Origin of the sequence: Neptuniibacter sp. QD37_6 (assembly GCF_047778085.1) — a bacterium.
GTDB lineage: Bacteria > Pseudomonadota > Gammaproteobacteria > Pseudomonadales > Balneatricaceae > Neptuniibacter.
Genome location: NZ_CP180550.1, coordinates 3,035,271 through 3,047,998, shown reverse-complemented (window position 1 = coordinate 3,047,998; position 12,728 = coordinate 3,035,271). Strand labels below are relative to the sequence as shown.

At 43.7% G+C, this 12,728-nt stretch carries 11 protein-coding genes; 9 read left to right on the top strand and 2 right to left on the bottom strand.

Translation table 11 applies throughout. The features are described from left to right. Positions 1–12: 12 nt before the first annotated feature. Entirely contained in the window at positions 13–2,712 is a 2,700-nt protein-coding gene (locus tag ACMXYO_RS14595; RefSeq protein WP_415885840.1) for a [protein-PII] uridylyltransferase, read from the bottom strand. A 42-nt stretch (positions 2,713–2,754) separates the two neighbouring features. Then, a complete protein-coding gene (gene map, locus ACMXYO_RS14590; RefSeq protein ID WP_415885839.1) occupies positions 2,755–3,528 on the bottom strand; it encodes a type I methionyl aminopeptidase in 774 nt (257 codons plus the stop codon). Positions 3,529–3,772: 244 nt separating this feature from the next. Here map and rpsB point away from each other — a divergent pair, with 244 nt between their 5' ends. The 9 genes from rpsB (at position 3,773) to ACMXYO_RS14545 (ending at position 12,715) form a co-directional block, all read left to right on the top strand. Further along, positions 3,773–4,507 carry a 30S ribosomal protein S2 gene (rpsB, locus tag ACMXYO_RS14585; RefSeq protein WP_415885838.1) on the top strand — a complete coding sequence of 245 codons (735 nt, stop codon included), beginning with the start codon at positions 3,773–3,775 and terminating at the stop codon, positions 4,505–4,507. 108 nt (positions 4,508–4,615) lie between these two features. Next, positions 4,616–5,476 (top strand): translation elongation factor Ts, encoded by an 861-nt coding sequence (tsf, locus tag ACMXYO_RS14580; protein ID WP_415885837.1) that lies wholly within the window; start codon positions 4,616–4,618, stop codon positions 5,474–5,476. Between the two features lie 97 nt (positions 5,477–5,573). Beyond that, entirely contained in the window at positions 5,574–6,332 is a 759-nt protein-coding gene (gene pyrH / locus ACMXYO_RS14575; protein WP_415882452.1) for a UMP kinase, read from the top strand. Then, a complete protein-coding gene (gene frr, locus ACMXYO_RS14570) occupies positions 6,322–6,879 on the top strand; it encodes a ribosome recycling factor (RefSeq protein ID WP_415885836.1) in 558 nt (185 codons plus the stop codon). The genes pyrH and frr overlap by 11 nt, the downstream gene beginning before the upstream one ends. A 40-nt stretch (positions 6,880–6,919) precedes the next feature. After that, positions 6,920–7,681 carry a polyprenyl diphosphate synthase gene (gene uppS, locus ACMXYO_RS14565; RefSeq protein WP_415882450.1) on the top strand — a complete coding sequence of 254 codons (762 nt, stop codon included), beginning with the start codon at positions 6,920–6,922 and terminating at the stop codon, positions 7,679–7,681. Further along, on the top strand, positions 7,674–8,483 hold the full coding sequence (locus ACMXYO_RS14560) for a phosphatidate cytidylyltransferase (protein WP_415885835.1): 810 nt from the start codon (positions 7,674–7,676) through the stop codon (positions 8,481–8,483). Before uppS ends, ACMXYO_RS14560 begins: the two co-directional genes overlap by 8 nt. Positions 8,484–8,493: 10 nt before the next feature. Further along, positions 8,494–9,849, top strand: coding sequence for a sigma E protease regulator RseP (gene rseP / locus ACMXYO_RS14555; RefSeq protein WP_415885833.1), 1,356 nt, complete (start codon positions 8,494–8,496; stop codon positions 9,847–9,849). A 39-nt stretch (positions 9,850–9,888) separates the two neighbouring features. Beyond that, positions 9,889–12,207 (top strand): outer membrane protein assembly factor BamA, encoded by a 2,319-nt coding sequence (bamA, locus tag ACMXYO_RS14550; RefSeq protein WP_415885831.1) that lies wholly within the window; start codon positions 9,889–9,891, stop codon positions 12,205–12,207. A 10-nt stretch (positions 12,208–12,217) separates the two neighbouring features. Next, positions 12,218–12,715: an OmpH family outer membrane protein gene (locus ACMXYO_RS14545; protein ID WP_415885829.1), complete on the top strand. Its 498-nt coding sequence runs from the start codon at positions 12,218–12,220 to the stop codon at positions 12,713–12,715. Positions 12,716–12,728 lie beyond the last annotated feature (13 nt).

Here is a 12,728-nt window from a genome sequence, read left to right as displayed (position 1 = left end):
GCTACGGCTCTATTAACTTTCGTGTTGGATATGTTCATCCAGCTGCTGGCAGATCTGATCCTGAAGCGTCTGGCAGAGATCAGGATCAGAGACAGGCAGGCCCTGTTCGTCGGTGATGAAGAAAAAGTCTTCTACACGTTCACCGACGCTCGCGATCTTCGCTTTACGTACAGATAGGTTGTGCTCTGCGAAAATGCCGCCAATGCGTGCAAGTAGACCTGGGCGATCCGGTGTTATCACTTCTAATACGGTCTGTTGAGCAGATGGGTCATTGCTTACATAAACTTGTGTTGGTGTAGCAAACAGTTTCATCTGGCGTGGAACGCGTCGCTGGATAATATCAGGGTAGTCATCTGGATCATCTAGCTCTTCAATTAAGCGTTGCTTGATCGACTGTAGATGGCTTGGATTTTCCGACAACGGCGTATTGTCATCTGACAGAACAGTATAAGTGTTAAGGACCTCGCCACTATCTGTCACGATAATACGTGCATCTTGAATATTGAGGTGTAATTGGTCCATCGCTGCTACAGTGGCTGCAAAGAGGTTTTTGATATCTTTGCTGTAGATGAAAATCTCTGTTGCGCCTTCAAATACACGGTGAGATGTTTGGCGGATCAGGATCAACGGTTCATCTGCTTTTGTATGTTCTAGAATTGCCTTGGTATGTTCAGCGATGCTTTGTGAGGTCTCTCTAAGGAAATAATCATCCCCGATAGTTGACCATAAAGTGTGTACTGCTGATTTTTCGACGCCTTGGCGATCCAATAGAATCTGAGCTTCGTGCTGAATCTGTTCGATACGGTCTTCTTTATTGATTGGGTTCTCTAAGCCACGACGCAGAGCGCGTTTAGTATCGGTATAGAGTTTGCGCATCAATGTTGCACGCCAGCTGTTCCAGAGAGTGTGGTTGGTGGCGTTGATATCGGCGATAGTCAGTACGTAAAGATAATCAAGATGCACAATGTCTCGGACTTGTTGCGCAAATGTGTGGATAACTTCCGGATCTGAAATGTCTTTACGTTGAGCTGTCATGGACATAAGTAAGTGGTTACGTACGAGCCAGGATATTAAATGGCTGTCCCACTTGCCTAAATGGTGCTCATCGCAGAATTCGAGTACGTCTTCAGCGCCTAGCTCTGAATGATCGCCGCCTCGGCCTTTGGCTATATCATGGAATAAACCCGCAATGTATAGCAGTTCGATTTTGGGTAGCTGATTTACAATGCGATGACAAATTGGGAATTCTTCTCGGTAGTCGCGATGTCTGAATTGTCGGCACTTTTGAATCACCTTCATGGTGTGTGCATCAACGGTGTAGATATGGAATAGGTCGTGCTGCATCTGACCAATAATGCGGCCAAATTGAGGTAGGTAGCGACCCAAAATTCCGTATCGCGTCATCCGTTTTAATTCGGTAGAAACACGCTCTGGGGAGCGAAGTAGTTCCATAAAGAGACTGGTATTGCGAATATCCTTACGAAATTCTTCATCAACCTTGTGTCGATTGTCTCGAATTAAGCGAATAGTTGAGGCGCGAACACCTTTAATGGATGGATTTTGTGCTAATAGAACAAACAGCTCCATCAGGGCAAAAGGTTGGTGTTCAAAAGTGTTTTCGTGAGTGATTTCTAAGTAATCGTTGTGGATCTGGAAGCGATTATTCAGAGGGATGATCACTTGCTCTTCATTGGCGCGGAGGATCGCTTCATCGAAGTGTTGCAGTAGCATGTCGTTGAATTCTGACATGGTCATGGCAATGCGATAGTACTTGCTCATGAACTGTTCTACAGCAAGTTTGCCTTCTTCATCTTTGTAGCCAAAGAACTCAGCTAGTGTGCGCTGATGGTCAAACAGTAGGCGGTCTTCACGACGGTTGCAGAGCATGTGAAGAGCATAACGAACAGACCACAGGTATAGCTCGCCTTTATTTAAAATATCGAGCTCTGTTTCAGTTAGGAAGCCATCTTCAACTAGGTCGCGAATATAGGTGGAACCGAAATGCCTTTTGGATACCCAGCCTATGGTTTGTAAATCTCGCAGTCCGCCTGGAGAGTTTTTAAGGTTAGGCTCCAGATTGTACTCAGTGTTGTTGGTCTTCTGATGGCGTTCTTTCTGCTCTTTTTGTTTGGCTAGGAAGAATTCTTTATCGGTCCAGGCGCCCTCTGATGTCACGCGATCATACATTTGAGTATGAAGATCAGGGTTGCCTGTCAGTGTGCGAGATTCAATCAGATTGGTGGCGATCGTAATATCACTTTGTGCTTCTTTATAGCACTCACTGAGTGTTCGAACGCTGGAGCCTATATCTAAATTGATATCCCATAGGGTGGTTAAAAATGTGCTGATTGAATCATGTAGATCTTCAGCATTGATCTCATCATCCAAGAGGATGAGTAGGTCAATATCTGAATGCGGGTGCAGTTCGCCTCGGCCATAGCCGCCAACAGCGATAAGCGAGATCTTATCTTCAGGCCATGGGTATTGAGACCAAGCAACTTGCAAAATGCGGTCGATTTCCCACGCACGTCCGTAGATTAGTTTGCGGATATCCTCTCCGGCCTTGAAACGATCATCAAGGCTGGTTTTTATTGTGCACAGCGCCTCTTTGTACACTGGGATAGGGGAGATTGCCTCCGCTAACTTGGTTCTAAAATCATCGATGTCGATGATCTCTTCTTCGGCTAGTTGCTGGTGGAGGGTGGTCGACATCTTAGCATTACCCGCTTTGCTTAATTCTCGCAGTTAAATGGTTTACTGAATATTCTCATCAGAACGCAGAGTCAGAATCTCGTAACCATCGGCCGTTACTAATATTGTATGTTCCCATTGTGCTGATAAGCGACGATCAGCTGTTTCAACGGTCCAGCCATCTTTTTTGGATAGTTTAACTTGCCGCTTTCCTGCATTGATCATTGGTTCAATTGTAAAAATCATGCCTTCTTCAAGGATCTCACCAGTGCCTGCTTTACCATAATGTAGGACTTGAGGTTCTTCGTGGAATTCAGCACCAATACCGTGGCCGCAGTATTCACGAACTACAGTATAGTGATTTTGCTCTGCATGGGTTTGGATTACGTGGCCGATATCTCCTAGGCGTGCGCCCGGTTTAACCAGTTTGATGCCTTTGTACATGCATTCCAAAGTTATATCGACTAGGCGGCGGGCATGAGGTAGTTCCTTGCCCACAAAAAACATTTTACTGGTGTCGCCGTGATAACCATCTTTGATTACCGTGATATCAACATTGATGATATCGCTATCTTTCAGTTTTTTGTCATTTGGAATGCCATGGCAAACAACCTGATTAACTGAGGTGCAGATAGATTTTGGGAAACCATGGTAGTTAAGCGGTGCAGGAATGGCTTGTTGCTTATCCACAATGTAGTCGTGACAAATTTGGTTCAGCTCATTTGTGGTGACACCCGGTTTTATATATGGCTCGATCATTTCGAGAACTTCGGCAGCCAAACGGCCTGCAACGCGCATTTTCTCGATCTCTTCAGGTGTTTTAATTTTGATGCTCATAAGCTGTCAATTGTCCTGTGAAACCGCCAGAAGCGGTGTATTAAAGTTTAACTGAAGGGGATTGTAGCAATCCTGCTGCAGGAATAGAAATAGGCTTTATATTATTGGGTGGTTATGGTATAAATCCGCGCTCAATTTGCGTAAGCAAAAATATATATCACACACGTTCCGACACAACGTTCAGGGTGCCTTCGGGTTGGATGTTGGGGATCGTGGAGGTTTAACCCAATTTTAGGAAAATATAATGGCTAAAATTACTATGCGTGACCTGCTTAAAGCAGGCGTTCACTTCGGTCACCAGACTCGTTACTGGAACCCGAAAATGTCTAAATTCATTTTCGGTGCTCGTAACAAGATTCATATCATCAACCTGGAGCACACTCTACCTGCACTTAACGGTGCACTAGACAGCATCCAGGGTATGGCTTCCAACAAGAACAAAGTTCTTTTCGTTGGTACTAAACGCGCTGCTAGCAAAATCGTTAAAGAAGAAGCTACTCGTGCAGGTATGCCATACGTAAACCACCGTTGGTTGGGTGGTATGCTGACTAACTACAAAACTATCCGTCAGTCTATCCGTCGCCTACGCGATCTGGAAGGTCAGAGCCAGGATGGTACGTTTGAGAAGCTAACTAAGAAAGAAGCTTTGATGCGTCAGCGTGAAATGGAAAAGCTAGAGCGTTCTATCGGTGGTATCAAAGAGATGGGCGGTCTGCCTGATGCTTTGTTCGTAATCGATGTTGACCACGAGCGTATCGCAGTAAATGAAGCAAATAAACTGGGTATCCCAGTTATCGGTGTCGTTGATACTAACAGCAACCCAGATGGCGTTGATGTTGTTATCCCTGGTAACGATGATGCACTGCGTGCAATCCAGATTTACGTTAAGTCTGCAGCTGATGCTTGCCTAGAAGGTATCGAAGCAACTGCTGGCGACAAAAACGAATTCGTTGAAGTTGAAGAAAAAGCAGCTGAATAGTTCTGCTGGGGATACGGCAACGTATTCTCTTTGACTTTATAGAGGGGGCCTTGCCCCCTTTTTTGGATTTTTTGATTAACCCGCGATTATTTTATAGGGGTATTCGATATGGCGAACATTTCCGCTGCAATGGTTAAGGATCTGCGTGACCGTACTGGTCTAGGCATGATGGAGTGTAAAAAAGCACTTAAAGAAGCTGGTGGCGACATCGAGAAGGCGATTGAAGAGCTACGTAAAGCTTCTGGTATGAAGGCTGCTAAAAAAGCAGGTCGTACTGCAGCTGAAGGTGTTGTGGTTGTTAAAGTTGCAGACGATAACAGCTACGCGGTAGCAGTAGAAGTTAACTCTGAAACTGACTTCGCAGCACGCGATGAAGGCTTCCTTGCTTTTACAAATGTTGTGCTAGAAAAAGCGTTTGCTGATAAAGCGACTGACGTTGAAGCGTTGATGGCTGGTGAGCTAACTGATGCACGTGATGCATTGGTTCAAAAAATCGGTGAGAACATCGGTGTGCGTCGCGTATTCCTAGTTGAAGGTGGCGTTGTTGGTGCTTACGTACACAGCAACAATAAAATTGCTGCGCTTGTTCAGCTTGAAGGTGGTAACGAAGAAACAGCTAAAGACATCGCTATGCATGTTACAGCTGTTAACCCTCAGGTTGTTAACAAAGAAGATATGCCTGAAGAAGTTGTTGCGAAAGAAAAAGAAATCATTCTTGCACAGCCAGATATGGCTAGCAAGCCTGCAGAGATTGCAGAAAAAATGGTTACTGGTCGTATCAACAAGTTCTTGGCTGAAAACAGCCTAGTAGAGCAAGCTTTTGTTAAAAACCCAGATCAGAAAGTTGGTCAGGTAGCAAAAGATGCTGGCGCTACTGTATCTGCATTCACTCGTATCGAAGTGGGTGAAGGTATTGAAGTTGAAGAAGTAGACTTCGCTGCAGAAGTTGCTGCTCAGCTTAACGGCTAATAAGCTCTAAAGCTTATGGATTGCGCATCTAACCCATGCGCAATCCCCTCTTTTCTTGCTACACTCTCCTGATCCCAATTTCTGTGGAGATATACGGATGCCAACCACCGAGAAACAATCAAAATATAAACGCATATTATTGAAGCTTAGCGGCGAAGCCCTTATGGGTGACGAGAGCTTTGGTATAGACTCAAATGTCCTGAATCGAATGGCTCTAGAGATAGGTCAGCTAGTAGGGATTGGTGTTCAAGTCGGCATGGTTATCGGCGGCGGTAATTTGTTTCGCGGCGCAGCGCTGAATGAGGCTGGGTTGGATCGCGTTACTGGCGACCATATGGGTATGCTTGCAACCGTTATGAATGCATTGGCTATGCGCGATGCATTGGAGCGTAGCAATATAAATACAAGAGTAATGTCAGCTATTCCAATGAGTGGTGTAGTGGATCATTACGACCGTCGAAATGCGATGCGTTACCTTAATCAAGGTGATGTTGTAATTTTTGCGGCGGGTACAGGTAATCCTTTCTTTACAACAGATTCTGCTGCTTGTCTTCGTGGTATAGAGGTAGAAGCGGATGTTGTCCTGAAAGCGACTAAGGTTGATGGCGTATATACAGCAGATCCAGTTAAGGATCCTACAGCGCGCCGCTACCGTCACTTAAGTTATGATGAAGTTTTAGAGCAGCAACTGGGTGTTATGGATCTAACAGCGATCTGTCTGACGCGAGATCACAATATGCCAGTGCGTGTGTTTAATATGAATAAACCAGGTGCTCTCGCCAACCTTGTGGTAGGTAGCGACGAGGGTACTTTGATCGATTGCAGTGAAACGGTTGGAGAAAAATATGCTGAATGAAATCACTCAGGATGCTGCCGAGCGCATGCAGAAAAGTGTTGATGCCTTAGTAACGAACTTCAAGAAAATTCGTACTGGTCGTGCACACCCGAGCATTCTGGAGGGAATTCAGGTTTCCTATTACGGTTCTGATGTTCCTTTGAGTCAGGTAGCTAATATTTCCGTTGAAGATGGTCGTACACTATCGATCGTGCCATGGGAAAAACCAATGGTGCCTGTAATCGAAAAGGCGATTATGACCTCTGATCTAGGTTTGAACCCAGCAACTGCGGGTGAAAATATTCGTGTTCCAATGCCTCCGTTGACTGAGGAAACGCGTAAAGGTTACATCAAGCAAGCGCGCCAAGAAGCTGAAGGTGCACGCGTAGCTATTCGTAATATTCGTCGTGATGCAAACGGCGACCTTAAAGATCTTTTGAAAGAAAAAGAGATTACTGAAGATGATCAGCGTCGTGGCGAAGATCAGATTCAGAAAGTTACGGATAAGCATGTTGCAGAAGTAGATAGTCTTCTGGAGCAGAAAGAAAAAGATCTAATGGAAATTTGATCGAAGCAGCGGTGCTGTAAAGTGCCGCTGAATTATTTGCATGACATCAAAAAACAATTCTTCAGAAGTTATTACTAATACGCCTCGGCATATTGCCATCATTATGGATGGAAATAACCGTTGGGCAAAAGAGCGTCGACTACCAGGCCTAGCAGGTCATAAAGCGGGTGTGGATTGTGTGCGTTCAGTCATCGAAGGCTGTGTGGAGTTAGGTGTTGAATCTCTAACTTTATTTGCTTTTAGCTCTGAGAATTGGAAGCGACCTCCGTTGGAGGTTAAAGGTCTAATGGAGTTATTCAAGCTGGCATTAGATCGAGAAGCGAAGAAATTATTAAAAAATAATATTCGCTTACGAGTTGTGGGTGATAAAACATCGTTTAGCGATTCGTTACAGAAAAAAATTCATCATGTTGAAGCTTTGACTGCGGGTTGTGATGGTTTGCAGCTTAATATTGCTGCAAATTATGGTGGTCGTTGGGATATTACCCAGGCTGCTCGTCAACTGGCAGAGAAATGCCTTGCTAATGACTTATCTCCCTCAGAAATCACCGAAGAATCTCTAGGTAAATGCATTAACCTTTCTGATCTGCCTGAACCGGATCTATGTATTAGAACGGGTGGGGAACAGCGCATTAGTAATTTCTTGATCTGGCAGTTTGCTTATACTGAATTGTATTTTTCGGATGCTTATTGGCCTGACTTTGATAAAAAGCATTTGAAAACAGCAGTCCAAGATTATAGCGGTAGACAGCGCCGTTTTGGTAAAACCAGTGAGCAGGTAGAGGCGGAGCAAAATGCTTAAACAGCGAATATTAACCGCGCTAGTACTAGCTCCTTTAGCGTTGCTGGGAGTGTTTGCTTTACCTTTATCATCCTTTCTTTATTTTATGGATGTTGTGATTCTCTTGGGCGCTTGGGAATGGGCAAACTTATCTGGTTATGAAAGTCGTGTTCAGCGTTTGATCTATGTTGGCTTGATGGCCGCTATTCTGGCTGGTTTGCATCTGTTTTATGCCAGTATACCTGTTGAACTAATCTTGTCCGCAGCACTCTTAGGTTGGGCGGTTGCATTTCTATGGGTGGTGAAATATCCGCAGAACACTGGTTGGAGTTCTAGTTGGAAGCGCGCTTTAGTCGGTTTGGTAGTATTGGTGCCGAGCTGGATTGCATTTGTTGGGCTGAAAGGTTCAGAAAACGGTGAGATGTTAATCCTCCTGTTGTTTCTTTTGGTTTGGGGGGCTGATGTCGGTGCGTATTTCTCGGGCAAAAATTTTGGTCGGGTAAAATTAGCGCCTAGTGTAAGCCCTGGTAAAACGCGCGAAGGCCTTTACGGTGGTTTGATGGCCTGTGTTGTTATCGCTGTTGGATTTGCTTTTTATAGTGGGTATGAAATGGTGCAAGTTGTACTTCTTGTTGTGCTTGCTACCGTTACAGGGTTAATCTCGGTTCTTGGAGATCTGTTTGAGAGTATGCTGAAACGACATCGGGGTATCAAAGATAGTAGTCAGTTGCTCCCAGGGCATGGTGGTGTTTTAGATCGTATCGACAGCCTGACTGCAGCTTCGCCTTTGTTTGTGCTGGGTATGCAGTATCTAATTGTATAGTGAGATTGCTATGGAACTGTTACATACCATTCTTGCCACAATCGTTACCTTAGGGATTTTAGTTACAATCCATGAGTGGGGCCATTTTTATGTGGCCCGTCGTTGTGGGGTTAAAGTTCTACGCTTCTCTGTTGGTTTTGGTAAAGCTTTTTATACTTGGAAAGATCGTCAAGGTACTGAGTATGCGATAGCCAGTATTCCTTTAGGTGGCTATGTCAAAATGCTGGATGAGCGTGAGGGTGATGTGCCTGATGAACAGCTCTCCCAAGCCTTTAATCGTAAACCTGTCATTCAACGTATCGCTATTGTTGCCGCAGGTCCTCTTGTAAACCTCATTTTTGCTGTTTTTGCATATTGGTTTCTCTTTATTTATGGCGTATCTGCAGTCGTTCCTGTGATTGGTGCGGTTCAGCAAGGGTCTTTGGCTGAAAATGCTGGTCTACCTATAGATTCGGAAATAGTGGCTGTTGATGGTCATGAAACTTTAAGTTGGGACGCTGTTAATTTGCGACTTGCTTCGCGTGTTGCTGAAAGTGGGGAGCTAAGCCTTAAGCTACGTGAAGAAGGTACAACTCTAGTGCAAGAATACAGAATCGCATTGGACGAGTGGAAATTTGACGTTGATAAGCAGTCACCGGTCTCAGCTTTAGGGCTAGTGCCTTGGCGTCCTCATGTGCCAGCAATTTTTGGTAGTTTTTTGGAGAATGGAAGGGCTGCGGGTTCAGGCTTGAAAGCTGGTGATGAGGTTCTTTCAGTCAATGAAGTTCGGGTTCAAGATTGGTTATCGTTTGTAAGTGTGGTTAAAAGAAATCCAGAACAAGCGTTGAACCTGAGAATAGATAGAAACGGGCAGGAGTTCTTTGTTAAGCTTACGCCTGCGCTGAAAATAACTGATGATGGTGAGAAAATAGGTTATATAGGGGCGGGCACTCAGCAAGTTTCTCTTCCTGAAAATATGGAAAGGCAGATAAGATATGGTCCAATTGAATCTATCTTTATGGCTTTCGAAAGATCTTGGCAACTGATCGGTTTGATTTTCGACTCTATATGGAAAATGCTGACGGGCGATATGTCAGTAAAAAACTTGAGTGGTCCTATTACCATTGCTAAAGTTGCCGGTTCTTCTGCATCGCTGGGTGTTGAATATTATATTGGTTTTCTTGCTTATCTGAGTATTAGCTTGGGTATATTAAATTTACTGCCAATCCCTGTCTTAGATGGCGGACATTTGCTTTATTATGCTGTCGAATTAGTGACAGGGAGGCCTGTAAGTGAGAATATTCAGCTCCTTGGCCTGAAAATTGGTATGGCTATGCTGCTTTCATTGATGTTTGTAGCATTATTTAATGACTTTATGCGGCTGTGACAGCTGTTTCGATTATTTATTACGGATTAGACGCACTTCATGAAACGTGGCATTGGACTTCTGGTAGCGCTCTTTTTCTGGGTTTCTTTCGCTCAGGCAAATACATCATCTTTCGTTGTAGAAGATATCCGTTTAGAAGGATTGCAGCGCGTTTCTCCAGGGATTGTGTTTAGGAATTTTCCTGTTGCAGCAGGTGAACAAGTAAACGCTCTGTCATTGTCTAAGGCAACTAAAAAACTATTCGCCTCTGGTTATTTTGACGATATCGAGTTGTTGCGTGATGACTCTGTTCTTGTTTTGCGTTTACAAGAGCGTCCGTCGGTCAGTTTGATCAAGCTCGAAGGTAACAAAGTTCTAGAATCCGAAGCGTTACTGGATGGTTTGAAACAAACTGGTTTGCAGGAAGGCGATGTCTTTAAGCGTTCTACCCTAGAGCAAATTAAACAGGACCTAGTGCGTGTATATGCTTCTCAGGGTCGTTATGGTGCGAGTGTTAGTACTGATGTGGAGAGTTTGCCTGGAAATCGTGTTGCGTTGAATATCAATGTAAAAGAAGGTCGTGTCGCAACGATTCAACACATTAATATTGTAGGCAATACGGTTTATTCTGATGAAGAGCTTAAAGAGTTATTCTCTTTAAAACTGCCAAATTTCTGGTCCTTCTATAAGAAGGATGATCGTTATGCGCGTCAGAAGCTTACTGGTGATTTGGAACGAGTACGTTCATATTATCTAGATAGCGGTTATGTGAATTTCTCTATAGATTCCACACAAGTTTCTATCACTCCAGACAAGAAAAATGTCTATATTACCTTAAACGTAACAGAGGGTGAGAAGTACACAATTCGTGATGTTGCTGTTGCCGGTGAAATGGTAGTGCCTGAAGCTGAACTTCTAGATGCTGTTAGAGTTGAAGAAGGGCAGGTATTTTCGCGTCGTTTGATCACAGAATCTCAAGATGCACTAGTTAAGCGTATTGGTGATGCAGGTTATATGTTTGCAAATATATCTCCAGCGCCAGAGTTGCACGATGACAATACGGTAACAGTCAAGTTCTTTCTTGATCCAGGTAAGCGAACTTACATTCGCCGAATTAATATTCGAGGTAATACGCGTACAGCTGATGAGGTCGTGCGTCAGCACTTGAAACAGATGGAAGCAGCAGTTGCATCCAATGAATTGATTGAGCAATCTAAGCAGCGTTTAGAAAAAACAGGTTATTTTAAAACAGTTGCTGTTGAAACTACACCAGTTCCAGGTAGTAACGATTTAGTTGATGTCGATTACCGCGTTGAAGAGCAGCAATCAGGTTCATTCTCCGCGAGCGTTGGTTTCTCTCAGAGTTCAGGCATTATCTTAGGTTTTAAACTGCAGCAAGATAACTTCTTAGGCACAGGTAAGAAAGTCGGTATTGGTATTTCTAACAGTGATACATTAACTGAGTATTCATATAGTTTCGTAGATCCATATTATACCGTTGATGGTGTAAGTCGTGGCTTTAACGTTTATTACCGTGAACGTGATTTTGATGAAGATAATGCCAGTGCATTCTCTACTGATGAGATGGGGGGCGGTGTTAACTTTGGTTACCCTATTGATGATTATCAGCGTTTGAACTTCGGACTTAATGTTGAAAAAGTAACAATCAAAACCAACACTACTGAAACGCCTGATGAAATAAATCAGTATCTTGCCGATGAAGGCAATGATTATATCAACTTCAACGTTACTGGTCGTTGGAGTTCGAATCACTTGAATCGCGGTTTCTTCCCGACAAAAGGTTATTCACAGAGCTTGTCTCTAGAGCTAGGCCTGCCAGGTAGTGACTTGAGTTATTACAAAGCGCAATATAACGGCAAATGGTACTATCCTCTGACAGATGATCGTTTCTGGGTTTTATCTCTCAAAGGAAGAGTGGGGCTTGGGGGTGAGTTAGGGGGTAATGAATATCCATTCTATAAACACTTCTTTGCCGGTGGTTTGAAAACCGTTCGTGGTTATGAGCAGAACTCTCTAGGGCCTCGAGATTCCAAAGATGATCCATTTGGCGGTGATGTATTGATTACTGGTGGTGCGGAATTTATTTTCCCTACACCTTTTGTAAAAGAAAGGACATCTTGGCGAACATTGTTGTTTGTGGATGCGGGTAATGTCTATGACACGGACTGTTCTTCAGTTTCCAAGCCTGGGAATTGTGCAGATGGTGTAGAGCTAGATGAATTGAGATTATCAGCAGGATTTGGTTTGAGTTGGTTAACGCCAATTGGGCCTTTGTCCGTTGCTTTGGCTGCGCCTCTAAATGATAAAACTGGTGATGATACCGAAGTGTTCCAGTTCGCATTAGGTCAAACTTTCTAAGGAATAGAATATGAAATTTAAAGCCGTACTTGGTTTTCTTTTTGTTGCAACATTAAGTTTTAATGCAAACGCTGAAAAGGTTGCTGTTTTAGGCGTCCAGCAGGCTCTTCTTGCATCTGAGGCTGCTGCAGATTATCGCCAGTCATTAAAAGCTGAGTTTGCGAAAGAAGAGAAGAAAATGCTTGATCTGGAAAAACAGGTTAAAGCAGCAAGAGAAAAACTTAAGAAGAATAAAGATCTAGTATCGGAGGCTGAATTGAAGAAAATGAGTATTCAATTCCAAAAAGCCTTTGCTGAGTATCAAAAAAACGGTCAAGTTCTGCAGCAGCAAAAAATGCAACGTGAGCAAGCATTTATCCAAGAGATGCGCCCTCGTCTAGATAAAGTTATTCGTGATCTGATTGAAAAAGAGGGTTATGACGTGGTGATCTCGAAGCAAGCTACATTGTTTGCAAAAAAAGAACTAGATATTACTCCTCGAGTAGTTGAACTGCTAAACAAGCAGTAGGCTAGCTGTACTG